The organism is Amycolatopsis thailandensis (genome assembly GCF_042723255.1).
Classification (GTDB): Bacteria; Actinomycetota; Actinomycetes; order Mycobacteriales; family Pseudonocardiaceae; genus Amycolatopsis; species Amycolatopsis thailandensis.
This window is the reverse complement of the sequence record NZ_JBHXJK010000010.1, coordinates 60,778-84,958: the sequence shown is the minus strand read 5'-3', so window position 1 is coordinate 84,958 and position 24,181 is coordinate 60,778. Positions and strand designations below refer to the sequence as shown.

General features: G+C 70.0%; 22 protein-coding genes. 10 read left to right on the top strand and 12 right to left on the bottom strand.

Annotated elements, in window-relative coordinates:
* Positions 1 to 17: 17 nt before the first annotated feature.
* Positions 18 to 1,613, top strand: coding sequence for an alkaline phosphatase D family protein (locus tag ACFWMR_RS06320; RefSeq protein ID WP_378377441.1), 1,596 nt, complete (start codon positions 18 to 20; stop codon positions 1,611 to 1,613).
* On the opposite strand, the gene ACFWMR_RS06315 is transcribed toward ACFWMR_RS06320, so the two are convergent.
* The 6 genes from ACFWMR_RS06315 to ACFWMR_RS06290 all read right to left on the bottom strand — a co-directional run bounded on the left by ACFWMR_RS06315 (position 1,601) and on the right by ACFWMR_RS06290 (position 8,423).
* Positions 1,601 to 2,032, bottom strand: a complete 432-nt coding sequence (locus ACFWMR_RS06315) for an acyl-CoA thioesterase (protein ID WP_378377439.1) — start codon at positions 2,030 to 2,032, stop codon at positions 1,601 to 1,603. The two genes, ACFWMR_RS06320 and ACFWMR_RS06315, sit on opposite strands and share 13 nt — an antisense overlap.
* Before the next feature lie 633 nt (positions 2,033 to 2,665).
* Positions 2,666 to 3,952, bottom strand: coding sequence for an alpha/beta hydrolase family protein (locus ACFWMR_RS06310; RefSeq protein WP_378377437.1), 1,287 nt, complete (start codon positions 3,950 to 3,952; stop codon positions 2,666 to 2,668).
* A 100-nt stretch (positions 3,953 to 4,052) separates the two neighbouring features.
* Positions 4,053 to 4,994, bottom strand: coding sequence for a TAXI family TRAP transporter solute-binding subunit (locus ACFWMR_RS06305; RefSeq protein WP_378377435.1), 942 nt, complete (start codon positions 4,992 to 4,994; stop codon positions 4,053 to 4,055).
* Positions 4,991 to 6,394, bottom strand: a complete 1,404-nt coding sequence (locus tag ACFWMR_RS06300; RefSeq protein WP_378377433.1) for a sensor histidine kinase — start codon at positions 6,392 to 6,394, stop codon at positions 4,991 to 4,993. Before ACFWMR_RS06300 ends, ACFWMR_RS06305 begins: the two co-directional genes overlap by 4 nt.
* Positions 6,395 to 6,397: 3 nt before the next feature.
* Complete coding sequence (locus ACFWMR_RS06295; RefSeq protein WP_378377431.1) at positions 6,398 to 7,060, bottom strand: response regulator transcription factor; 663 nt, start codon at positions 7,058 to 7,060, stop codon at positions 6,398 to 6,400.
* Positions 7,061 to 7,076: 16 nt separating this feature from the next.
* The gene (locus tag ACFWMR_RS06290) at positions 7,077 to 8,423 is read right to left on the bottom strand and encodes an MFS transporter (protein WP_093934061.1); all 1,347 of its coding nucleotides are present in this window, start codon (positions 8,421 to 8,423) and stop codon (positions 7,077 to 7,079) included.
* Positions 8,424 to 8,614: 191 nt separating this feature from the next.
* On the opposite strand from ACFWMR_RS06290, the gene fabG reads away from it, so the two are divergent.
* On the top strand, positions 8,615 to 9,319 hold the full coding sequence (gene fabG, locus ACFWMR_RS06285; RefSeq protein WP_005150154.1) for a beta-ketoacyl-ACP reductase: 705 nt from the start codon (positions 8,615 to 8,617) through the stop codon (positions 9,317 to 9,319).
* Positions 9,320 to 9,368: 49 nt separating this feature from the next.
* Entirely contained in the window at positions 9,369 to 10,136 is a 768-nt protein-coding gene (gene fabI, locus ACFWMR_RS06280) for an enoyl-ACP reductase FabI (protein WP_378377429.1), read from the top strand.
* 670 nt (positions 10,137 to 10,806) lie between these two features.
* On the opposite strand, the gene ACFWMR_RS06275 is transcribed toward fabI, so the two are convergent.
* From ACFWMR_RS06275 to ACFWMR_RS06265, 3 genes are all read right to left on the bottom strand, one after another.
* Entirely contained in the window at positions 10,807 to 11,211 is a 405-nt protein-coding gene (locus tag ACFWMR_RS06275) for a nuclear transport factor 2 family protein (RefSeq protein ID WP_093934059.1), read from the bottom strand.
* Positions 11,212 to 11,219: 8 nt separating this feature from the next.
* The gene (locus tag ACFWMR_RS06270) at positions 11,220 to 12,401 is read right to left on the bottom strand and encodes a Cmx/CmrA family chloramphenicol efflux MFS transporter (protein ID WP_378377427.1); all 1,182 of its coding nucleotides are present in this window, start codon (positions 12,399 to 12,401) and stop codon (positions 11,220 to 11,222) included.
* A 71-nt stretch (positions 12,402 to 12,472) separates the two neighbouring features.
* Positions 12,473 to 13,057, bottom strand: a complete 585-nt coding sequence (locus ACFWMR_RS06265; protein WP_378377425.1) for a TetR/AcrR family transcriptional regulator — start codon at positions 13,055 to 13,057, stop codon at positions 12,473 to 12,475.
* An 85-nt stretch (positions 13,058 to 13,142) separates the two neighbouring features.
* On the opposite strand from ACFWMR_RS06265, the gene ACFWMR_RS06260 reads away from it, so the two are divergent.
* Positions 13,143 to 14,189: a ferrochelatase gene (locus ACFWMR_RS06260; protein WP_378377424.1), complete on the top strand. Its 1,047-nt coding sequence runs from the start codon at positions 13,143 to 13,145 to the stop codon at positions 14,187 to 14,189.
* A gap of 53 nt (positions 14,190 to 14,242) precedes the next feature.
* On the opposite strand, the gene ACFWMR_RS06255 is transcribed toward ACFWMR_RS06260, so the two are convergent.
* On the bottom strand, positions 14,243 to 14,818 hold the full coding sequence (locus ACFWMR_RS06255) for a TetR/AcrR family transcriptional regulator (RefSeq protein ID WP_378377422.1): 576 nt from the start codon (positions 14,816 to 14,818) through the stop codon (positions 14,243 to 14,245).
* 88 nt (positions 14,819 to 14,906) lie between these two features.
* Between ACFWMR_RS06255 and ACFWMR_RS06250 the strand changes: the two genes are divergently transcribed.
* Together ACFWMR_RS06250 and ACFWMR_RS06245 are read left to right on the top strand one after the other, a co-directional pair.
* Complete coding sequence (locus tag ACFWMR_RS06250) at positions 14,907 to 15,797, top strand: alpha/beta fold hydrolase (protein WP_378377420.1); 891 nt, start codon at positions 14,907 to 14,909, stop codon at positions 15,795 to 15,797.
* Positions 15,773 to 16,414, top strand: a complete 642-nt coding sequence (locus ACFWMR_RS06245) for a VC0807 family protein (protein WP_378377418.1) — start codon at positions 15,773 to 15,775, stop codon at positions 16,412 to 16,414. Before ACFWMR_RS06250 ends, ACFWMR_RS06245 begins: the two co-directional genes overlap by 25 nt.
* A 2-nt stretch (positions 16,415 to 16,416) precedes the next feature.
* Here the strand turns inward: ACFWMR_RS06245 and ACFWMR_RS06240 are convergent, their stop codons facing one another.
* Positions 16,417 to 17,214, bottom strand: a complete 798-nt coding sequence (locus ACFWMR_RS06240; protein WP_378278755.1) for a hypothetical protein — start codon at positions 17,212 to 17,214, stop codon at positions 16,417 to 16,419.
* A gap of 120 nt (positions 17,215 to 17,334) precedes the next feature.
* Here ACFWMR_RS06240 and ACFWMR_RS06235 point away from each other — a divergent pair, with 120 nt between their 5' ends.
* Both ACFWMR_RS06235 and ACFWMR_RS06230 read left to right on the top strand, forming a co-directional pair.
* Positions 17,335 to 18,732, top strand: coding sequence for a sigma 54-interacting transcriptional regulator (locus ACFWMR_RS06235; RefSeq protein WP_378278753.1), 1,398 nt, complete (start codon positions 17,335 to 17,337; stop codon positions 18,730 to 18,732).
* Positions 18,729 to 20,687 carry a vWA domain-containing protein gene (locus ACFWMR_RS06230; RefSeq protein ID WP_378377416.1) on the top strand — a complete coding sequence of 653 codons (1,959 nt, stop codon included), beginning with the start codon at positions 18,729 to 18,731 and terminating at the stop codon, positions 20,685 to 20,687. Before ACFWMR_RS06235 ends, ACFWMR_RS06230 begins: the two co-directional genes overlap by 4 nt.
* A gap of 1 nt (position 20,688) precedes the next feature.
* Here the strand turns inward: ACFWMR_RS06230 and ACFWMR_RS06225 are convergent, their stop codons facing one another.
* Positions 20,689 to 22,002 carry a cytochrome P450 gene (locus ACFWMR_RS06225; RefSeq protein WP_378377415.1) on the bottom strand — a complete coding sequence of 438 codons (1,314 nt, stop codon included), beginning with the start codon at positions 22,000 to 22,002 and terminating at the stop codon, positions 20,689 to 20,691.
* Between the two features lie 49 nt (positions 22,003 to 22,051).
* Between ACFWMR_RS06225 and ACFWMR_RS06220 the strand changes: the two genes are divergently transcribed.
* Positions 22,052 to 22,816, top strand: coding sequence for a MerR family transcriptional regulator (locus tag ACFWMR_RS06220; RefSeq protein ID WP_378377413.1), 765 nt, complete (start codon positions 22,052 to 22,054; stop codon positions 22,814 to 22,816).
* Between the two features lie 75 nt (positions 22,817 to 22,891).
* A complete protein-coding gene (mshC, locus tag ACFWMR_RS06215) occupies positions 22,892 to 24,130 on the top strand; it encodes a cysteine--1-D-myo-inosityl 2-amino-2-deoxy-alpha-D-glucopyranoside ligase (RefSeq protein ID WP_378377411.1) in 1,239 nt (412 codons plus the stop codon).
* Positions 24,131 to 24,181: the final 51 nt, after the last annotated feature.

The window sequence follows — 24,181 nt, the reverse complement described above, 5'->3', positions numbered from 1 at the left end:
CACCACAGGAGGGCTTCATGCCTTCGCTCCCTCACCCCCTGTCGCGGCGCCGCTTCCTCGGATACGGCTCCGCCGGCGCGGCCGCCGTCCTGCTGGGGACCGGTGCCTGGAACGCCGCCGGTGCTTTGCCGCTCGCCAACGGCACCGGAAACCCGTTCACCCTCGGCGTCGCTTCGGGTGACCCGCTGCCCGGCGGCGTCGTGCTCTGGACCAGGCTCGCGCCGAAGCCCTACGAGGCCGACGGCTTCGGCGGGATGCCGCGGACCCCGGTCCGCGTCGAGTACGAAGTCTCGCTCGACGAACGCTTCCGCGCGGTGATCCGCCGCGGCTCCGTGGTCGCCACACCCGAACTCGGCCACTCCGTGCACCCCGAAATCCACGGGCTCGCGCCGGACCACGAGTACTTCTACCGCTTCCGCGCCGGCGGGGTGATCTCGCCGGTCGGCCGCACCCGAACGGCGCCCGTCGCGTGGTCTTCGCCGCGTGAGCTGAACTTCGCGTTCGCGTCCTGCCAGAACTGGGAGGCGGGGCACTTCACCGCGTACGACCACATGGCGGCCGAGGACCTCGACCTGGTCGTGCACCTGGGCGACTACCTCTACGAAAGCGGGGTCACGGGGGTGGGCCGCGGCACGCCGGTGGGCCCGCAGTTCAAGGGCGAGACCTTCGACCTGGCCCGCTACCGGCTCCAGTACGCGCTCTACAAGTCCGAAGCGCCGCTCATGGCCGCGCACGCCGCCTTCCCGTGGATCCACGTCAACGACGACCACGAGGTGGAGAACAACTGGGCGGGCGACCACTCCCAGGCCGACAACGAGCCCGACCAGGACCCGGTGGTGTTCCGTCAGCGGCGCGCCCAGGCCTTCCAGGCGATGTACGAGCACCTGCCGTACCGCATCGCGCAGCTGCCGAAGGGGCCGGACGCGCGTCTGCACCGGCGCCTGAGCTACGGCACGCTGGCCGACTTCACCATGCTCGACACCCGCCAGTATCGCGACGACCAGCCGTGCGGCGACGGTCAGTCGGCGAATTGCACCGAGCGGTTCGACGAGGACCGCACGCTGCTCGGGTCGGAACAGCGCAGGTGGCTGCTCGACGGCTTCTCCCGGTCCCACGCGCGGTGGCAGATCCTGGGCAACCAGGCGCCGATGGGCCAGACCGACACTGACGCGGGCGAGGCGACCAACGTCTACCTCGACCCGTGGGACGGCTACGTCGCCGACCGCGACCGCGTGCTCGCCGCGGCGCAGGACCGGGGTGTGCGGAACCTGGTGGTCATCACCGGCGACCGGCACCAGAACTACGCCTGGGATCTCAAGAAGAACTTCGGCGACCCGGGTTCGCCCACCGTGGCGAGCGAGTTCGTCGGCACGTCGATCACCAGCGGCGGCAACGGCGCCGACATGACGCCCGCCGGGGAGAACCTGCTGAAGGCCAACCCGCACATGAAGTTCTTCAACAACCAGCGCGGGTACGTCCGGGTCAACGTCAACCGGCAGCGGTGGCGGAGCGACTTCCGGGTGGTGCCGTTCGTGAACACCCCCGGCGCGCCGATCAGCACGCGGGCCAGCTACGTCGTCGAAGACCGGCGTCCCGGCGTTCAGTCCGCCTGAGCGGGCAGGAAGGCGGCGTACACCTCGCGCACCGACGCGGGTGGCGCCGTCTTCCTGAGCGTCGCCGGATCGACGAAGACGTAGCGGGTCTTCACTTCCGCGCACAGGTCGCCGCCACGGGTGATCTCGAAGTCGATGATCAGCGACGTCGTGCCGAGGTGGTTCAGGAAGACGGCCACGACCAGTTCGTCGTCGTAGCGGCAGGGCGCGCGGTAGAGCAGGTTCGACTCGGCGACGACGGCGTCGACCCCGAGGGCGAGTGCTTCGTCGTGGGAGCCGAAAAGGGCCCTCTCCATTTCGAACATGGCCATGTCGACGTAGGCGAGGTAGTTCGCGTTGAACACGATGCCCTGCCCGTCGCATTCGTGGTAGCGCACGCGCAGCGGCATTTCGACGATCGGTTTCCGTGGCTCTGTCACGGTTCCCAACGTACGTGAAGGCCGCCTTCCCCGGGGCGACGTGTCCTGCCGGGTGACATGGCCGTGATGGCCTCCTTGAGGGACCCTGGGTCCCTCAAGGAGGCCTTCACGGACTTCGGGGTCAGGCTCTCGGCAAAGTCGCATGAACGCAGGCCGATGCCGCTCTTGATGATTCGACCGGGACCTTCGGACAGGGCAGACGACCTGAGAGCCTGAACTGGGGTGTCCACAAAGGACTCTGGGTCACCGAAGAATGTCCATTTAATGCCCATATGACTGGTTTTACTGGTGGGTCGTGAGTGGCGAAGAGGGTTAGAACCCTCCTCGCCACTCACGACCCCCTCCTAAAACGCCCGAATCGGGCAAAACTACACCGATAGTGTCCTCTGTGGACAGTTGGCAAGGTGCCATGCCACGGCGACGAGCCTCCTCGCCCCCGCTTGGCCAGCGGGTGGACGACTTTGCCGGGGCACTACCTTCAGGGTAGGCAAGGAGGCCTTCGCGGAGCGGTAAGGCGTGGGCACCGACCGAGGTGAAGGGACCATCCAGGACGTTCAACGTCCCCAAGAGGGCCTACACCCACCCAAGGAACACGCCCCCGAAAAGCCACTCACGACGTCCCCAACACCAGGCTCAATCGATGAAGTCGATGTTCGGGTAGCGCGGCGACTCGCGGTCGAACATGTGCTTGTCCCGTCCGCGAAGGTGCAGATCGAAGAACGCGCCGACGTACTCCCGTTGCGCGGCCAGCGAGCGACGGGGATCGATGGTGCCGATGACCGCCTCCCGCTTCTCTTTGGCCACTCGCGAACCCAGCTGCGGGATGACGACCTGCAAATCGCTGTACGCCATGTGGGTACTGCCGCCGCGCAGGAGCAGGTCCCGCTTCCAGCCACGCTGGTTGGCCCAGAAGTCCGCCCAGCTCCGGTCGAATTCGGGAGTCCGGTGGGTGTGCTGGAGCGGTTTCCCGTCCTGGCCGATCCCTTCGGCACCCATCAGCATGAACGGCCGGTCCAGGCCGCGTTTCGTGACTTCGCCCGGCACGTAAGGGGTTCCGGGTGGGTAACCGAACGCGGTCGCCATCGCGCCGTCCAGGTTGATCCCGGCGTCGATCCGGCGGTCCTGCACCATCGCCTCACCGGAGGTGAACCCGCCGTAGGAATGCCCGTAGGCGCCGACGCGGGACAGATCGAGCGACCGGCCCAGACCACGGGGAAGCGGCCGGTTCTCGGCGTCCGGGTTCTGGCCGCGGGCGAGTCTGCCGAGCTGGTCGAGGACGAAGCGGGTGTCGCCGACCCGGACGTCGAGGGCCTTCTTCATGAACTCGGGGCCTTCGCCCCCGTTCACGGCGGGTTCCAGCCGTCCGCCGGGGAACTCGACCGCCGCGCTCTCGTAGGTGTGCGAGAGCGAGACGACGACATACCCGCGGCTCGCCAGGTCGTCCACGAGAGCCGAGTAGGTCTCACGCGGCGCACCGAAGCCGGGGGAGAAGAGCGTGACCGGCTTCGGCGCGCCGTGCGCGGCGGGGACGCCGAGTTCGGCGTTGCGTTTCGCGGACTTCCAAGCGATGGAGCCCGCCGGGAGGTCGAGGTAGTCCTTGCCCGCGAGGATCTGGTCGACGACGGAGCCCATGGCGGGACCGACCCACGGCGCGCGCGGCCCGTCGGCGAAGCGGTCGGCCGGGTAGGTGACGGTGACCATGAGTTCCCGGCGCCGCTCCGGTTTCCACGGATCGGCGCGGGCGTTGTCGACGAGATGGAGGTCGGTGGTGCCGACGTCGTAGTGACCGGTGAGGGCCGGTGCGGTGAGTTCGACCTGGTCGGCCGCGACGGCGGGGGCGGCCGTGGCGAGCCCGCCCGCGAGCGCGAGGCCCGCGATCAGCGCCGAACCCCGCACCACCCTGCTGTGTCTCGATGACACTGTGGAGTCCTTCCGGATCGGGGCGGCCCGGTGGGCCGCCTGTTTCCGACCTTGGCAGCGCTTCAGCGCTACGCGCATCACTCTGGAGTTTGAGCGTGGGTCACCCGTGCAGGGCACGGTAGGCCGAGGCGGCCCCAGGGTGCAGCGGCACCTTGCCGGTGCCGATCAGCGTCCGGACGTCGAGGAACTGGGTCCCGACGGCGGGTGCCGGGACGAGGTCGGCGGCGTGCCCGGCCAGTACCCGCGCGACCGCGGCCGCGGCGTCGTCGGGCAGGGAAGGCGCCGCCAGCAGCAGGTTCGCGACGCCGATCGTCCGCAGTTCACCGACTCCCTGGTAGGCCTGCGCCGGAACGTGGACCTGGTCGTACACCGGGCCGTAGCCCGCGCGCAGGGCCGGCAGGTGGGCGTCGAGGGGGAGGAGCGTGATCGGGGTGGTCCGGTTCAGCTCGGTGAGCGCGGGCGTGGGGATCCCGCCGGACCAGAACAGGGCGTCGACCTCGTGCGCCATCAGTGCGTTGATCGCCTCCCCGAGCAGGAGGTTCTTCGCGTGCACCGGGATCCGCGCGCGGGCGAACAGCCGCGTGCTGAACACCGCGACGCCGGATCCGTTCGCGCCCATCGCCACCGGCCGCCCGGCCAGATCGGCGAGTGACCGGACGCCGCCGTCGGCGCGGACCACGAGCTGGTGGTAGTTCTCGTAGACGCGGCCGATGGCCGAGAACGACATCGGGACCGAGAACGGGTCCGCTCCGGAGAAGGCGGACTCGGCGACGTCGCCGAGAACGAGCCCGAGATCGGCCCGGCCGTCCCGCAGCCGCCGCAGGTTCTCGACACTGGCCTCGGTCGCGACGGCCGTCGCCCGCAGCCGGGGCTCCACCCGGTTCAGCTGCTGGGCCAGCAGCTCCGCGAAGGCGAGATAGAACCCGCCGCTCTCGCCCGCCGCGATGACGATCTCGCGGTCCGGGCCCTGATAGCCCGCCGTCGAACAGCCCGCGAGCGTGGCGAGCCCGGCGAGGAGGACGGTACGCCTGGTGACGGTCATGGCGTGCCTCCCGTGACGAGCGGGAGTTCGACGCGGACTTCGAGTCCGTGCGGCTGGGCTTCGCGAAGCTCCAGTTTCCCGCCGCGGGCGAGCACGTGCTGGCTCGCGATCGCGAGCCCGAGGCCCGTCCCGCGCGGCGCGCCGTCGCCTCCGGCCCGCCAGAACCGTTCGGTCGCGCGTTCACGGTCCTTTGTGGACAGTCCGGGGCCGTTGTCGGACACGAAAAGCGTGGCGGTCGTGTCGCCGGCCTCGTAGCCGGTGGTGATGGTGGCGCCTTGGCCCGCGTAGTGCACCGCGTTGTCCAGCAGGACGTCGAGCACCTGGGCCAGTTCGCTTTCCGAGCATCGCACGGGCACGGGCTCGTCGTGGCCCTCCGCCGCCGCGAGATCGACTCCCGCGTCGTCGGCCGACGGGCGCCACGCGTCGACTCGTTCGGCCAGCACCGCCGGGAGATCGCAGGGTTCGTCGCCGGATTCACCCGCCGCGAGCCGGGTCGCGGCGCTTTCGGCGAGCGCCAGCGCGAGCAGTCCGTCCAACAAGGACTCCAGGCGTTCGACCTCCGCGACTGTCGCGCGGTAGGCCCGCTGACCGTCGCCGTCCACCTGCGTGGCCAGGGAATCCACCCGCAATCGCAAGGCCGCCATGGGATTCCGTAACTGGTGCGACGCGTCCGCGACGAGCCGCCGCTGCTGTTCGGACGCCTCGACGACGGCGTCGGACATCCGGTTGAACGACGTCGCGAGAGAACGCAACTCCCTCGGTCCGGCGCGATCGGGGACCTCGGCGCGATGGCCCTCGGTCACCGCCTGCACGCCGGTCTCCAGTTCGTGCAGCGGCCGCACCATCCAGCGGGCCAGGAGCACCGCGAGCAGGACGAAAACCGCGGCGACCAGGACCGCGCCCGCCACGATCGCCGCCCAGCGGGTCGTGACGTCGTCCGCCGCCGTGGTCACCGAAGCGCGAAGGACGACGACTCCGGCCACCCGCGTCCCGGTGCCGACCGGTCGGGCGAAGTAGACCGGATCCGCCGACCACGGGCTCAGCTGTTCGGGTCCCTTCGCGGGCTGGTTGCGCAGGGCGGACTCGACGAGTGAGCGCACGATGGGCTCCGCGGCCGTCATCCCACCGGTTTCGACCAGCGGTATTCCGCGCGCGTCGACCACCACGACGGCTTCGCCGTATAACGACGAATACCGCTCGGCGTCGACCGTCAGCGTGGTCGGGTCATCGGCGTCGACGGCCTGCTGGGCGAGGACGGCGAACCGGTCGACGTCGGCGTTGCGGGCGATCACCAGCTGCTGGGTCCGCTGCGCGGCGGTCGACCCGAACAGCGGGATCGCGAACGCGGCGACGACGGTGAGCGCGAGCGCGACGAGAACGACCAGCAGCCGGGTGCGCACCGCTCAGTCCCGGCCGAAGCGGTAGCCGAATCCCCGGATCGTGGTCAGCAGCCCCGGCCGGTCGAGTTTCGCGCGCAGCTGGGTCAGGTGCACGTCCAGCGAGCGGGAGACGGCGAGGTACGCGTCGCCCCAGACCTCGTCCATCAGCTGCTGGCGGCTCACCGCCGTGCCGGGCCGGGCGGCGAGCACCGCCAGCACGGCGAATTCCTTGGTGGTGAGGCCGATGTCGGTCCCGTCGACCAGCACCCGCCGGGCCCCGAGGTCGATCTCGACGTCCTCGACGCGGACGACGTCGTCCTGGGGCGCGGCAGTGATGGCGGCGCGGCGCACCACCGCGTCCATCCTCGCCAGCAGTTCGGCGAGGCGGACCGGTTTGGTCAGGTAGTCGTCGGCGCCGAGCCGCAGCCCGCGCACCACGGACCGCTCGTCCCCGCGCGCGGTGAGGACCAGCACCGGCACCAGCGACACCTGACGGACCTTGCGGAGCACGTCCAGCCCGTCCATGTCGGGCAGGCCGAGATCCAGCAGGATCACGTCGGCCTCGCGATGCCGGTGCAGCGCGTCGCAGCCCCGGATCGCGTGGGAGACGGTGTGGCCACGCGCCTGCAGCGTTTCGGACAGCGCGTCGGCGACGCCGGCGTCGTCTTCGACCAGCAGCAACCGCATGACCACACCTTCCCGTCTAACGGCCGGAGACCGGCTCGGGCTGCTTCTTGTTGTCGAGCTCCGAGGTCTTCGAGGTTTCCCGCATTGTGCCGTACACGATGAGCGAGACCAGGACACAGCCCGCGACGTAGTAGAAGAACACCGATTCGTGGCCAGCGCCCTTGAGCGCCTGCGCGATGAGCTCGGCGGTGCCGCCGAAGATCGCCACCGTGAGCGCGTAGGGGAGACCGACGCCGATCGCGCGGATCTTCGTCGGGAACAGCTCGGCCTTCACGATCGCGTTGATCGAGGTGTACCCGGTGACGATCACCAGCCCGGCCAGCATCAGCAGGAAGGCGAACACCGGCTGCTTGGTCGCGCCCATGAGCGTCATGATCGGGACGGTCAGGAGCGTGCCGCCGATGCCGAAGAACATCAGCAGCGGGCGGCGGCCGATGCGGTCGGACAGCTTCCCGGCGAGCGGCTGCAGGATCGCGGCGACGAGGATCGCGCAGAACAGGATCAGCGTGACCGTCCGGCGCGGGATGCCCGCGGTGTTCTCCATGAACTTCTGGCTGTAGGTGGCGAAGGTGTAGAACGACACCGTTCCGCCGAGGGTGAGGCCGACGACGAGCGCGATCTCCTTGGGGTACTTGATCAGCGCGCGCAGCGTGCCCTTGTCGCCCGCGTCCTTGCCGGTGCCGGACGCCTTGGCCTCCTCGAAGCTGGCCGACTCGTCCATCCCGCGCCGCAGGATCATCACCACGACCGCGGCGAGCGCGCCGACGACGAACGCGATCCGCCAGCCCCACGAGGTCAGCTGCTGCTCGGTGAGAATGGACTGGAGCAGGAGCTGGAGGCCGAGCGCCAGCAGCTGGCCGCCGTACAGCGTCACGTACTGGAAGCTGGAATAGAAGCCGCGTTTGCCCGGAGTGGCCACCTCGGACAGATAGGTCGCGGAGGTCGAGTACTCGCCGCCGACCGAGAGCCCTTGGACGAGCCGGGCGATCAGAAGCAGGATCGGCGCGGCGATCCCGATACTGGCGTAGGTCGGGGTCACGGCGATCATCAGCGACCCCGTCGCCATCAACGTGACGGAAAGCACGAGTGCGCTTCGTCGCCCGAACCGGTCGGCGAACCGGCCCAGCATCCAGCCTCCCAGCGGCCGCATGAGGAACCCGACGGCGAACACCGCCGCGGTGCCGAGGAAGGCCGCCGTCGTGTCCTTGGTGGGGAAGAAGGACTTGGCGAAGTACGTGGTGAAGGCGGCGTAGGCGTACCAGTCGTACCACTCGACCAGGTTGCCGATGGAGCCGCGCAGCACGTTGCCGACGACTCGCCTCTCGCTTACGGGCGGCGACGCTTCGCCGATCCGGGTTGTCATCTTTGACCTCCTGTGTTCCGGCTCACGGTGAACAATCCGTGACGGCCGGGCAAGGTTTCGGCCCGGTTCCTAACATCCGCTTAGGACGGTCGCGGTTACCCGGAGGTAGGGGTGGCGCGGCTCCGGCGCGCGGCGGGCGAGCCGATAGCCTCAGTGCGGTCACGGACGAAGACGAGGCGAGGAGAGCTGAAGTGGGACGGTCGGTACTGGTCACCGGCGGCAACCGCGGCATCGGTTTGGCGATCGCGAAGGACCTCGCGGCGCAGGGACACAAGGTCGCGATCACGCACCGCGGTTCCGGCGCGCCCGACGGCCTCTTCGGCGTGCAGGCCGACGTCACCGACGCCGAGCAGATCGACGCCGCCTTCAAGCTCGTCGAGGAGCACCAGGGCCCGGTCGAGGTCCTCGTCGCGAACGCCGGCATGACCGACGACACCCTGCTCATGCGCATGAGCGAGGAGCAGTTCACCCGCGTCGTGGACGCCAACCTCACCGGCGCCTACCGCGTCGCCAAGCGCGCCTCCCGGGGCATGCTGCGTGGCAAGTGGGGGCGCTACATCTTCATCTCGTCCGTCGTCGGCCTCACCGGTTCGGCCGGTCAGGTCAACTACGCGGCGAGCAAGGCCGGTCTCGTCGGTCTCGCCCGCTCGCTCGCGCGTGAGCTGGGCTCGCGCAACATCACCTCGAACGTCATCGCCCCGGGCTTCGTCGCCACGGACATGACCGACGAACTCGGCGAGGACCGCAAGAAGGAGATCCTCGCCCAGGTTCCCTCCGGCCGGTACGCCGAGCCGTCGGAGATCGCCGCCGCCGTCCGCTACCTCGCCTCCGAAGAGGCCGGGTACGTCAACGGCGCGGTGCTGCCGGTCGACGGCGGCCTCGGCATGGGCCACTGACGTCCCCGTTTTCCCGTACTGATCGCAACAACTCCGGACTGGAGGTCCCGTGCCAGGACTGCTCGAAGGCAAGCGCCTGCTGATCACCGGCGTCATCACCGACGCCTCGCTCGCGTTCCACGCGGCCAAGATCGCGCAGCAGGAGGGCGCGAAGGTCGTGCTCACCGGCTTCGGCAGGCTGTCGCTCGTCGAGCGCATCGCCAAGCGCCTCCCCGAAGAGGCGCCGGTGCTGGAGCTGGACGTCACCAACCAGGAGCACCTCGACTCGCTCGCCGACCGCGCCCGTGAGCACGTCGACGGACTCGACGGCGTGCTGCACTCGATCGGGTTCGCCCCGCAGTCCTGCCTCGGCGCGCCGTTCCTGGACGCCCCGAGCGAGGACGTGAAGGTGGCCGTCGACGTCTCGGCGTACTCCTTCAAGTCGCTCGCCGTCGCGACCCTGCCGCTGCTGTCGCGCGGTTCGTCGATCGTCGGCATGGACTTCGACGCGCGCGTCGCGTGGCCCGTCTACAACTGGATGGGCGTGGCGAAGGCGGCACTGGAGTCGGTGAACCGGTACCTGGCTCGCGACCTCGGCCCGAAGGGGATCCGGGTCAACCTGGTCAGCGCCGGTCCGATGAAGACCATGGCCGCGAAGTCGATCCCCGGGTTCTCCGAGCTGGAGGAGGGCTGGGGCGACCGCGCGCCGCTCGGCTGGGACAGCTCCGACCCGGACCCGACGGCGAAGTCGGTCTGCGCCGTCCTGTCGGACTGGCTGCCCGCCACGACCGGCTCAATGATCATGGTGGACGGCGGAGTGCACTCGCTCGGCATCTGATCCCGTTCAAGCGCGTGAAGGCCCCCTTCCCTCGGCTCAGCCGAGGGAAGGGGCCTTCACGCGCTTCAAGCGGAGGTGGGTTGGGGGCGTGAGTGGCGTTTCGGGTTCTCTTGAGGGGGTAAGGCAAAGGTGTCGGGCCGTTGTGGCCGGCGAGAATGTGAGCTGTCACTCAGGGTGAGGGGTGTGTGGAAACAGGGACGTTGAATGTCCCTGTTTCCACACACCCTGGAGCTTCTCTGCCCACCTGGCTGTGGTGACCGGTCCGGTCACGCGGGACTGTGTGGATTTCTGAGCGTCCAACGCACCAAAATCCACACAGTCGGCGCCCGAGTTCCGGTGCCACGCGGAGTCACTGACCCGTTCCGCGGACACGCCACATCTGCCGTATCTCTCGATAACCCGAAACGCCACTCACGACCACCCGGGCCGATCTGCACGTGGGTGGTGTCGGGATCGCGCCGGTCCGGCGGCCGGGGTCGTTCAGCGGACTCGGTGCGCCGTGTCGCGAAAGCTTCTTTCGCAACCTTCAACGTTGTGAAAGTGGCTTTCGCAACACTGGGCGCCGGGGCAGCCCAGGTGGCGTTCGCGATCCGCCGAGAACACGCCACCTTTGCCTTACCCGTAATAGAACCCGAACTGCCACGCGCGACCCGGCCGACCTCTCGACGTGTCAGGGCAGGACGGCGTTCGCGACGTGCCAGGAGTCTTCGAGGAGCAGGTACTTGGTGATCCGCCCGTCGTCGTTCACCTCGAACTCGATGGTGAAGGCCGAGTCGATGACCTTGCCGGTGCTGCGGATGATCGAGCGGAGACGGCCGATCGCGACCGCGTGCGGCCCGTCGACGAGCACCCGCTCGACGTCGAACCGGTCTTTGACGAGGCCGTTGTCGAGCAGGTCGTAGAACTCGCGGATCTCCGCCGGGTTCCGGCGCGGGCCGATCCACGGGACCAGTTCGGTCGCGCCGGGGATGTCCCACGCGACGCTGTCGGCGAAGAGTTCCGAGGCGCCGTCGGTGTCCCCTGTGGACATTCGCCGGAAGAACTCGGTGAGCGTGGCTTGTGTTCGGTCGGACATGATTCTCCTTACTGGGTAACAGGTTCGCGAAGCAGGCGGGTGTCGTCGGTGCGCTGGACACCGGCGGCGAGGGTGAGTACGAGCACGGTGGCGGCACCGAGTCCGACGCTCACCCACGCGACGCTGGGATAGCCGAGGTCGGCGTCGATCGATTCGCCGCCGAGCCAGGGGCCGACGGTGTTGCCGACGTTGAAGGCGGCCGTCGTGCTCGCGCCGACGAGGGTGGGCGCGTTGCCCGCCACGGCGAAGGCGCGGACGTTCAGGGCGGGATTGATCCCGAATCCGGCGAGGCCGAACAGGAACACGGCGAAGATCGCGACCGGGGTCGCGGGGCCGGAGAGCGCGAGCAGCACCAGGGCGAGCAACGCGACGCCGAGGCCGCCGTAGAGGGTCGCGAAAGGCCTTGCGTCGGCGAGCCGTCCGCCCGCGGTGATGCCGATCAGCGCGCCGAGCCCGAACAGCGACAGCACTCCCGGCACCCAGCTTTCCGGCAGCCCGGCGATCTCGGTCAGCAAGGGCGCGAGATAGCTGAAGGTCGCGAAGATCATCGCCTGCGCGAGCGCGATCACGCCGAGCGCGAGCCAGAACCGGCCGCGGCGGTAGAGCCGCAGTTCGGTCGAGACGTCGGTCTTGTCCTCGCCGTTCTGGGTTTCCGGAACGAGGGCGAAGACGCCGATCAGCGCGACGACGGTCAGCGCCGTGACCGCCCAGAAGGCCGCTCGCCAGCCCGCGTGCTGGCCGAGGAAGGTGCCGGCGGGCACCCCGGCGATGTTCGCGACGGTGAGCCCGCCGACCAGGATGGCCAGCGCCCGGCCACGACGTTCGACCGGGACCAGCGCGACGGCGGTGGCCGCCGCGACCGCCCAGAACCCGGCGCAGGCGACGGCGCTGACGACACGGGTCGCGAAGAGCAGGGCGTACCCGGACCCCAGCGCGCCGACGACATGCGAGATCCCGAAGACGACGAGCAAGGCCATCAGGGTGGCGCGCCTCGGCACCCGCAGCGTCGCGATCGCGAGCAGGGGAGCGCCGACCACCATGCCGATCGCGAAGGCCGAGATGAGCAGTCCGGCCTCCGGGATGCCGACGTTCAGGTCGGCCGCCATTCCCGGCAGCAGGCCGGTGATCATGAACTCGGACGTGCCGAGCGCGAACACGCTCAGTCCGAGTACGCAGACTGCCAAAGGCACGAGGATTCCCTCCGGTTTTGTATTGATCGGTCCAAAATGTGGGCAGCGTCGCGCACAAGGCTTGTTTCGGTCTACTTCGCGGCGATCCCGTTCAGGGCGATGCCGGCGACGGCGTCCATGGCCGTCCGTCCGGCGCCGCGGCGGGACATGAGCCGGAGGCCGGCGACGGTGCTGTGCGCGAACTCGGCGATGTCGCCGGGCTCGCGGGCGCTGTCGATCGTCCCGTCGAGCTGTCCTTCCCTGGCGCAGGCCGCGAGAAGGGCGAGGTGCCGCTTGGTGTCGGCGTCGATCCGCGCCCTGATCTCGGGATCGCGGTCGCCGAACTCGGCCACCGTGTTGACCACGAGGCAACCTCGGCCGGGGTGTGCGACTTCCTCGTCGATCGTGTACGAGAACAGGGCGCCGAATCGCTCGATGCCGGTCCCGGACTCCTCCAGTAAGGCCGTTCTGGCCACGATTCCGCGCTCGGCGTAGTGGTCGAGCGCGCGCACGAACAGTTCATGCTTGCTGGTGAAGGTGTTGTAGATGCTGCTGCGGCCCAGGCCGGTGGCTTCGCAGAGGGTCTGGGTCGACGTGCCCTCGTAGCCGCGAACCCAGAACGCGTCCATGGCGCGCCCGATCGCCGCGCGCTCGTCGAATTCCTTCGGCCTGGCCATGCAAGCGACCGTACCAGGTTTTGGATCGATTGGTTCAAAATGGGCCGGGTCAGCGTGCGAGGCGCCACAACGGCAAGATGACGGGGTGGGTTACGACGCGCTGCTTTGGCTTTCGTTCGGTGGTCCCGAGGGACCCGACGAGGTGATGCCGTTCCTGGAGAACGTCACGCGGGGTCGGGGAGTCCCCCGGGAACGACTGCTCGAGGTCTCCGAGCACTATCAGCACTTCGGCGGGGTCTCGCCGATCAACCGCCTGAACCGGGACGCGATCTCCGCGGTGGAGAAGAAGCTCGCGGCGGCAGGGATCGAGCTGCCCGTCCACTTCGGCAACCGCAACTGGCGGCCGATGGTCGAGGACACCCTCGCCGAGATGACGAAGGCGGGCGCTCAGCGCGTCCTGGTCTTCCCCACGAGCGCGTACGGCGGCTACTCCGCCTGCCGTCAGTACGACGAGGACATCGAGCGTGCCCGCGCGGCCGTCGGCGACGGCGCGCCGGAACTGGTGAAGCTGCGGCAGTTCTTCGACCACCCGCTGTTCATCGCGGCCTTCGCCGACGCCGTCCGCGCCGCGCACGCGGAGCTGGGGAACCAGTCGGGAACGCGGACGGTCTTCTGCGCCCACTCGGTGCCGGAGTCCGCCGACAACGCGTCCGGGCCGCCGTCCGAAGGCGGCCGACGCTACTCGCGCCAGATCGCCGAGGCCGCCCGTCTCGTCGCGGCGGAAGCGGGGATCGAGACCTACGACGTCGTATGGCAGTCGCGCTCCGGCCCGCCCCAGGTGCCGTGGCTGGAGCCGGACATCGTCGACCACATCGACGCGCTCCACGCCGAGGGCGTCACCTCGGTGGTCGTCTGCCCGGTCGGCTTCGTGTCCGACCACCTAGAGGTGATCTGGGACCTCGACAACGAGGCCGCCGAGCGGGCCGCGGAGCACGGCATGGGCTTCGCGCGGGCCGCGACGCCGGACACCGACCCGCGCTTCGCGGAGCTCGTCGTCGAACTGATCCGGGAGCACACCGAGGGGGCGCCGGCGCGGAAGCTGTCGCCGTTCCCGGCGGCCGGGTGCACGGTCAACGGGGCGCCTTGCGCGGTCGGTTGCTGCGAGCCCGCCAAGCGCCCTGCGCGCCCTTAGTCCGGAGTATATAAAGGCCCCCTTCCTTGCGCTAGGCGCAAGGAAGGGGGCCTTCATGTACTGATCCTCGACAGGTGGAGGTCGATCAGCGCGACGGCCTCTTCGCCGGTCTGGTAACCCAGCAGGACCGCGTCTCCCAGTCCGGTCACCAAGGCCAGGAGTAGGCCCGCTTCGGCAGTGGGGTCGACGGTCGGCAAGAGATCCCCGGCGTCCCGGGCGGCGGTGAGCAGGGCTGCCACCGCGTCGCGGAGCAGCCCGTGACCGGTCCGGAAATGGCCGGCGATCTCCGGATCCTTGAGCGCGCGCACGACGAAGGCGTTGGCGACCAGCGCGGCGTCCCGGCCGGGCTCGTCGAGGGGGAGCAGGGCGACGAGCAGATCCCGGACCCGAGGCTCCGCCCCCGGTGGAGTGGCGATGCGCTCCTCGAGTCCACTTCGCAAGGTGGTGACCGCGAAGCGCAGCATGTCGTCCCTCGACGCGAAGTAGTGCTGGACGAACCCCTTCGAGATGCCCGCTTCGGTGGCGACCTCGTTCAGGCTGACGCCTTCGAGCCCCCGATCGGCCGCGATACGGCGGACGGCCGCGGCGATCTGCTGCCGCCGATGCTCGTGATCGACTCGCTTGGGCACCCACTCCTCCTTTTTGCAGTCCGATCGGATTGCAAACTTGTCACCAACTGCTTTACAATCCGATCGTACCGCAAAAAGAGGAGGACGGATGAAGGTGGGCGGGTTCGCCTCGTCGGAGGCGCGAGCCGAGTACGAGGTCGTCTACGAACGCGGTCTCGCGGCCTTGCCCGCACCGACCGGGACATACGACGTCGAGACGGCGTTCGGGGTGGCGCGCGTGTACCGGTTCGGGCGGCCGGGCGGGACGCCGATCGTGCTGTTGCCGGGGCGGGCGGGGACCGCCGTGATGTGGGAGCCCAACCTCGCCGCGCTGATCGAGCACGGCGAGGTCTACGCGGTGGACCTCATCGGCGAGGCCGGGCGCAGTGAACAGACCGTCCCCATCCGCGACGGCGCGGACCAGGCCGCCTGGCTGACCACCGTGCTCGCCGAACTCGACCTGGCGTCCGTGCACCTGATCGGGTACTCGTTCGGCGGCTGGCTCGCGGTGAACCTCGCCGTCCGCGCGCCGGACCGGCTCAAGTCGCTCACCGTGATCGATCCCGTGCTGACGTTCGGCGGGTTGACCGCCGGCTTGGTCGTCCGTGCCACGCTCACCGCGATCCCCGTCGTCAATCGGTGGGCCCGTCCTTCGTTCCTCCACTGGATCTCCGGCGGCGCGGAGATCGACGCCTCGGACCCGGTCGCGCGGGTGATCGACGAAGGGATGCGGACCTATCGCATCGCCCTGCCGACGCCAAAGTTGTTCACCGACGCGCAGTTGCGTTCCCTGCGGATGCCCGTGCTGGCCCTGATCGCCGGGCGCAGCGTCATCCACCAGCCGGAACGCGCGGCCGCCCGGGCCCGCGAACTCCTTTCGCGCGGACAGGTCGAACTGTGGCCGTCGGCGACCCACGCCATCGCGGGTGAAGCCGCGACCGAGGTCAACGCGCGGGTCTCGGCCTTCCTGGCCGAATGCGAAGGGAAAACGCCGTCGTGACGGCGCGTGGCAAGAACCCGACGGTGTCCTTGCTGTTCTGGGACGTCGCGCTGCCGTTGGCCGCCTACTACGGGCTCAGGCTCGCCGGACAGAGCGAGCAGGTCTCCCTGCTGGCCGGGGCGGTACTGGCCGCTTGCCGGATCGCCTGGGTCGCGATCCGCGACCGGTCCTTCGACGGCTTCGCCGCGCTGCTGGCCGGAGTCCTCGGGGTCGGGCTCGTGCTTTCGCTGGTCACCGGTGACGTGAAATTCCTGCTGCTGAAGGAATCCTTCGCCACCGCGACGGCCGCGATCGTGCTGCTGGTGAGCTGCTTCGGCCGCACGCCGATGGTGCTCGTCGCCGTGCGTGCCGGGGCCGGCGCGGCCAAACGCGCCGAGATCGACAGGCTCAGTGACGAGGTCCCGGCCTTCCGGCGCGCTTTCACCCGGATGTCGGCGGTGTGGGGCGTGGTTCTGCTGCTGGAGGCCGTGGTCCGGGTGCCGCTGGTCTACCTCTTGCCCGCCGACGTGATGAACGCGCTGAGCGTGGTCCTGCTGCTCGCCGTCATCGGCGTGCTTTCCCTGTGGTCGGTCCGGTACGCCGAGAAGGTCCTGAAAAAGCACACTGTGGCCGCGTGATCTTACGGGTGCCTGTCCGCCTGGTCCGCGAACACCCGCACCGCTTCGTTGATCGCCGCGCAGCGCGCGTTGCGGACGGCCTCGTTCAGCGGCCGCAAGGCTTCCGCTCGCCGCAACGCGGCGGAAGAGGAGAGCGCGCCGCCGGGATCGTCGGACTCGGCGATGGCGAGGATCGCCGCGATCTCCTCCGAGCGCTGAAGCACCCGCAGCGCCCGGCCGGGCATCCCGGCGGGCCAGGGCGAGTCGGTGGCCGAACGCAATCGCGCCGAGAGTTCCGCGCGCACGCCCGGCCGCTCGCTGGCGACGTCCAGGGTCTGCAACGCACCGGCGCTCGCCCGGATCGCGTCGGTCAGGCCGTGCTCGGCTTCGCCCAGCGGGCGGTATTCGAGGACGCCCGGCATGGGCACCGAGTACACGGTCCACCGCATCAGCCCTTCGGCGATCGCCTCGGGCACCACGCCGTAGCCGAGATCCGGCAGCACGACGGCCTCGCCGGTCCGCAACGCGGCCTCGGTGAACGGTCCGCCGCCACCCAGGCCGCGGACGTCGCCGGGCACCGGGAGCAGCAGCTGCATGCTCTTCGCGCCCTGCGCGCGCAGGGCGAGCAGCAGCTGGACCGGGGTCGCCGCGCGGTTGAACGCGAGGGGCAGGTCGAACGCCTCGGCGGCCGCCGCGTCGGCGGCGACGAAGTCGTGGGCTTCACCCCAGACCTGAAGGGCGTCAAGGACGTCGTCGGAGGCGGCGGCTCCGTTCAGCCACGCCGAAGACCAGACCGCGAGGGTCGCACTAGGACGGCACACCGGACTGATTTTAGTCGTGCTTCGAAGCAGGCGGGCCGCCCGTCCCCGCGAGTCGGTTGACCCAGAGCTGGAGTTGCTTCACGTCGACAGGGGCCATGATCGCGACGTAGCGTCGAACGGGTGAACGATGTTCCCGCAAACCTGCCCCGGACCGCCGGGGACCTCCGCGCGGCCGGCCACCTGCCGCGTTCGATCAAACAAGAACTGCACGACAACCTGCTCGCCAAGCTCCGCTCCGGGGAAGACCCCTGGCCGGGGATCGTCGGTTTCTCGCGGACCGTGGTGCCGCAGCTGGAACGCGCGCTGCTGGCCGGGCACGACGTCGTCCTCCTCGGTGAACGCGGTCAGGGCAAGACCCGCCTCCTGCGCACCCTCGCGGGACTGCTCGACGAGTGGACACCCGTCATCGAGGGCGCCGAACTGGCCGAGCACCCGCTCGACCCGATCACCCCGGAGTCGCGCCGCCGCGCCGCCGAACTCGGCGACGACCTGCCGGTGACCTGGCGCCACCGCGACGAGCGGTACACGGAGAAACTGGCCACACCGGACACTTCGGTCGGTGACCTGATCGGCGACGTCGACCCGGTGAAGGTCGCCGAAGGCCGCAGCCTCGGCGACCCCGAGACCATCCACTTCGGACTCGTCCCGCGTGCCCACCGCGGCATCGTGGCGATCAACGAGCTGCCGGACCTCGCCGAGCGCATCCAGGTCGCGCTGCTGAACGTGATGGAGGAACGCGACATCCAGGTGCGCGGGTACACCCTGCGCCTGCCGCTGGACGTGCTCCTGGTGTCGACGGCGAACCCGGAGGACTACACCAACCGCGGCCGCATCATCACCCCGCTCAAGGACCGGTTCGGCGCGGAGATCCGCACGCACTACCCGCTCGACGTCGACGCGGAGATCGCGGTCGTCCGGCAGGAGGCGCGTCTGGTCGCCGAGGTCGGCGAGCCGCTGCTGGAGGTGCTCGCCCGGTTCGTACGGAACCTGCGCGAATCGCCGGTCATCGACCAGCGGTCCGGCGTCTCGGCCCGGTTCGCGGTCGCGGCGGCGGAAACGGTCGGCGCGGCCGCGCTGCGCCGGTCGGCGCTCACCGGTGAAGAACCGGCCGTGGCGCGTCCGGTCGACCTCGACGCCGTGCCCGCGGTCCTGCGCGGCAAGCTCGAGTTCGAGCCGGGGGAGGAGGGTCGCGAGACCGAACACCTCGTGCACCTGCTGCGCCGGGCGGTCGCGGAGACGGCCCGTTCGCGGTTCGCCGGCCTCGATCTCCAGCCGCTGGCCGAAGCCGTCGAGGCCGGGCACCTGGTGGCCACCGGGGAACGTGTCCCCGGCAAGGACGTGCTCGCCGCGCTGCCGGAACTGCCCGTGCTCCACGACGTCGCCGCTCGCGCCGGGGTGAGCCCGGACGAACCGGCGGGGCGGATCGCGTCCGCGGTCGAACTGGCGCTGGAATCCCTGTTCCTGTCGAGGAAACTCGCCAAGGACTCCGACGACTCGACCACCGTTTACGGCCGATGAGTTTCCTCCCGGAGGGTTACTCGTACGGGCCGTGGAACGACGGCCCGGATCCGCTGGCGCCACCGGCGGACCTGCGGGACGCGCTCGACGAGATCGGGCGCGACGTCATGGCCGGGGCATCGCCCAGGTCCGCGCTGGAAGAGCTGCTGAGACGTGGCACCCCGCGCACCGCCGGGCTCGACGAGCTGACCAGGCGGCTCTGGCAGCGCCGGTCGGAGATCCAGCGGCGGCACCGGCTGGACGGCACGCTCCAGGAGGTCCAGCGGCTGCTCGAACAGGCGCTGGAGGCCGAGCGGCGCGAGCTGTTCCCCGATCCGGACGACGACGCGCGCTTCCGGGAAGCGCGGCTGGACGCGCTCCCGCCGGGAACCGCGGCCGCCGTGCGCGAACTCGCCCAGTACGACTGGCGGTCGGAGCAGGGCCGGGAGAACTACGGGAAGATCCGTGATCTGCTCGGCCGTGAGCTGCTGGATTCCCGCTTCGAAGGGATGAAGGAAGCACTCCGGAACGCCGGACCGGAAGACGCCGAGCGGGCGAACAAGATGCTCGCCGACCTCAACGACCTCCTGGCCGCGCACGCGCAGGGGCGCGAGGACGTCCCGGAGCGGTTCGCGGAGTTCATGCGCGAGCACGGCGAGTTCTTCCCGGAGAACCCGAAGAACGTCGAGGAGCTGGTCGACGTCCTCGCCGCTCGCGCAGCGGCGGCGCAGCGGATGCTCAACTCGATGACGCCGGAACAGCGCGCCGAACTGGCCGAGCTGTCCCAGCAGGCGTTCGGCGACCCCCGGCTCGCGCAACAGCTGTCCACTTTGGACGCCCAGCTGCGCGCACTGCGGCCCGGTGAGGACTGGACGTCTTCGGAACGCTTCCGGGGCAACGACCCGCTCGGTCTCGGTGACGGCGCCAGGGCGATGTCCGATCTGGCCGAACTGGACGCGCTGGCCGAACAGCTCGGCCAGTCCTACCCGGGCGCGAGACTGGAGGACATCGACGTCGAGGCACTCGAACGCCAGCTCGGACCGGACGCCGGCGTCGACGCGCGGCGGCTGTCCGAACTGGAACGGGAGCTCCGGCGGCAGGGCCTGTTCGAACGGGCTCCCGACGGCACGCTCCGGTTGTCTCCCAAGGCTTTGCGGAGGCTGGGGGAGACGGCGCTCGCCGACGTCGTGCACGCGTTGCGCGGCAAGGCGGGCGAGCGGGACACCGAGTCCGCCGGGGCCGCGGGCGAGCCGACCGGCGCGACCAGGCCGTGGCGGTTCGGGGACATGCAGCCGTGGGACGTCTCCCGGACGGTCCGCAACTCCGTCCTGCGTTCGGTTTCGATGGGCGAGCGGTCGGTCCGGATGGACGTCTCCGATGTCGAGGTGGTCGAGACCGAGCACCGGTCGCGCGCGGCGGTCGCGTTGCTCGTGGACACCTCGTGGTCGATGGTGCAGGAGGGCCGCTGGCTGCCGATGAAGCGGACGGCGCTCGCGCTGCACCAGCTGATCAGCACCCGGTTCCGCAACGACGCGCTCCAGCTGATCACCTTCGGGCGCCACGCGACGTCGGTCGAACTGGCCGAGCTGGTGGGGCTGGAAGGCGCCTGGGAACAAGGCACCAACGCCCATCACGCGCTGCTGCTCGCCGGACGGCATCTGCGGCGGCACCCGGACGCCCAGCCGGTGGTCCTGATGGTCACCGATGGCGAGCCGACGGCGCATCTGGAACCGGACGGCACGGCCGAGTTCGACTACCCGCCCCAACCGAGGACGCTGCTCAAGACGCTGTCCGAAGTGGACCGGATGGCGAAACTGGGCGCGTCGGTGACGGTGTTCCGGCTCGGCGACGACCCCCGTCTGACCGCGTTCGTCGACCTGCTCGCGCGCCGTTCGGGCGGCCGGGTGGTCGCCCCGGACCTCGACGGGCTCGGCGTCGCGGTGGTCGGCGACTACCTGCGGACCAGGAAGCGGTAGCTCAGCGGCCGGTCACCTTGATCCTGGCTCCCCGACCGGGTTCCAAGGTGATCGGCCGCGACCGGATCCGCTCCGGTCGCGGGTGTTCCGGGGCGACGGCGAACCGGCCGAACAGCTCCCGCAGCACGATCGAGCCCTCCATCAACGAGAAGCCCGCGCCGAGGCACCGGCGGGCGCCGCCACCGAACGGCAACCAGCTGCCCGCCGGGGGCGAGCCGTCGAGGAACCGCTGGGGCCGGAACAGCTTCGCGTCGGGATGATGATCGTCGTCGCCGTGGACGACGAGGATCGACGGCATGACGTCGAAGCCGGCGGGAATCCGGTAGCCGCCGATTTCGACGTCCTCGGTCAGCCGCCGCACGACCTCGCCGACCACCGGGCGCAGCCGCAACGACTCCTTCATCACCGCTTCGAGTGCCTTTTCGTCGCCTTCGTCCGCCGCCCGCGTGGTGAACGCCGCCTGTTCGGGATCCCGGGAGATCTCGTGCAGTGCCCAGGCGAGCGCGGTCGCCGTGGTCTCGTGCCCGGCGAGCAACAGGGTGACCAGCTGGTCACGGAGCTCCGCGTCGCTCAGTTCGTCCCCGTCGGCGGGCACCGTGAGCAGCCGGGACAGGACGTCGGTCCGCTGATCGAGGTCGGACACCTGGCGCCGCTCGGAGATCTCGGCGTAGAGCAGCTCGTCGACCCGGGCCTGTCGTTCGGCGTACGTGCGCCACGGCCGGTAGCGCTGGAGGCGGGGACTCTGCCAGCCGATCACCTGGACCAGGTCGAGCTCCACCAGATGCCCGATCAGCCGCCGGAGTTCTTCGAGCCGCGGTCCTTCGGCGACACCGAACACGACCCGCAGGATGATCTCCATCGTCAGCGCGCGCATCCGGTCGTGCGCGCCGAACGCCCGGTCCTCCGGCCAGCGGTCGAGTTCGGCTCTGGTCAGTCCGGTGATCATGGCGCGGTAGCCGCGCAGCGCCGCGCCGTTGAACGCGGGCATCAGCAGCTTCCGGGCGCGCAGATGGGTGTCTTCGTCGGTGACCAGGACGGAGTGGTCGCCCATCAGCGGCTTCAGGGTGACGTTGCCCTCGCCGCCGTGGAACGTCGTGACCGGCCCGGTGAACACGGTCTTGATGTCGTCGAGGTCGGTGAGCATCACGATGTCGCGGTGCGGCGCGAACCTCATCCGGACGACGGAGCCGTAGCGGCGCTTGAGCAGCGGGAGCACGTGATGACGGAGGTTGCCGACGACGAGCGTCTGGACGAGTGCGGGCAGCGGGGGCCCGGGCGGAAGTGCGGCCGACGTGGTGGTTCCAGCTCTCCCCATACCCCGGTTTTACGCGCGGAGCGGGACGACGTCCACCTACGCTGGGCCGATGGGGTATCCGGTGGGAAAGGTCGCGGCGCTGTCGGGCGTCACCGTGCGCACGCTGCATCACTACGACGAGATCGGCCTGCTGTCACCCAGCGGGCGGACGGCAGCCGGATATCGCAGCTACAGCGATGACGACCTCGAACGGTTGCAGCGCGTCCTGTTCTACCGCGAACTCGGCTTCGGCCTGGACACGATCGCCAAGGTGGTCGACGACCCGTCCCTGGACGCGCTGGAGCACCTTCGGCGGCAGCGGACGCTGCTCGTCGAGCGGATCGGCGAGCTCACGCGGATGGTCGAATCCGTCGAGCGGGTGATCACGGCGAAGGAGGTCGGTAGCGTGCTGACGCCGGAGGAGCGGTTCGAGGTCTTCGGCGGCTTCCGTGAGCCGGAGGGCTACGCGGAGGAGGCCGTCCGCCGGTGGGGCGAGACCCCGCAGTGGCAGGCGGCCGCCGTACCGCGCTCGAAGGACGAATGGGTCGAGGCGGAGAAGGCCCGGGAGGACTGGGTCCGGCGGCTGCTCGACGTCGTCGACTCCGGCGCGCCCGCGGACAGTGTCGCGGCGATGGATCTCGCCGAGGAGCACCGGCTGATGCTGGCCGCGTTCATGGGGGACTGCGGCCACGAGATGCATCGCGGGGTCGCCCGGATGTACGCGACCGAACCGGTCCAGCTGGGTTTCCTGGTGCGGGAGCCGGACCAGCGACCGGGGCTCGGCGAGTACATCCGGGACGCCGTCCACGCCAACGCCGACCGGGCCGGGAAGTAGCGACTTCGGTTACTCCGGCCGTGTTCCTCTCCCACCGGACGGGAACGGCGTCGCGGCTCCGCTTACAGTCGGGGTATGCAGACTTGGTCATCGGTCGACGTGCCCCGTATCCCCGGCACCCCCCGTCCGCTGCGGCTCCACGACACCGCGACGGGGCAGATCCGTCCCACGGCGCCCGGGTCCACCGCCCGGATGTACGTCTGCGGCATCACGCCGTACGACGCCACCCATCTGGGGCACGCCGCCACGTACCTGACGTTCGACCTGGTGAACCGCCTGTGGCGGGACGCCGGGCACGACGTCCACTACGTGCAGAACGTGACGGACATCGACGAGCCCCTGCTGGAGCGCGCCGAGCGGGACAAGGACGACTGGGTCGTCCTCGGCATGCGCGAGACGGCGTTGTTCCGCGAGGACATGACCGCGTTGCGGGTGCTGCCGCCGCGCCAGTTCGTTGGGGCGGTCGAGAGCATCCCGGAGATAGTCGAGGTCATCGCGAAGCTGGTGGCGAACAGGAGCGCGTACCGCGCGGACGACGCGGAGTACCCGGACATCTACTTCGACCACAACGCGACCGGGCATTTCGGCTCCGAGTCCAACTACGACGCGGAGACCATGGCCAAGTTCTTCGCCGAACGCGGCGGGGACCCGGACCGGCCGGGCAAGCAGCATCCGCTCGACGCGCTGCTGTGGCGGATGGCGCGGCCGGGTGAGCCGTCGTGGGAGTCCGAACTGGGCGCGGGACGCCCCGGCTGGCACATCGAATGCAGCGCGATCGCGGTCAACCGCCTCGGCCTCGGCTTCGACGTCCAAGGCGGCGGCTCGGACCTGATCTTCCCGCACCACGAGTACAGCGCCGCGCACGCGGAGGCCGTCGCGGGGGACCGCCCGTTCGCGCGGCACTACGTGCACGCCGGGATGATCGGCCTCGACGGCGAGAAGATGTCGAAGTCGCGCGGGAACCTCGTGTTCGTCTCGCGGCTGCGGGCCGACAAGGTCGACCCGGGCGTGATCCGGCTCGCGCTGTTCGCCGGCCACTACCGCGAGGACCGGCCGTGGACCGCGCAGCTGCAGTCGGATGCGGAAGCACAGTTGGCGCGCTGGCGCGAAGCGGTCTCCCTCGCCACGGGCCCCGCGGCGGAGGACACCGTCGCGCGCCTTCGCGACCACCTCACCGACGACCTCGACACGCCCAAGGCGCTCGCGGCCGTCGACGCGTGGGCAGGGCAGGCCCTGAACCGGTCGGGGACGGACCCGGCGGCGCCCGGCCTGATCCGGAACGCGGTCGACGCGCTGCTGGGCATCGAGCTCTGAGAAGTGTCATGAGGGGTCCCCATAGGACACTTTTCGTCCTATGGGGACCCC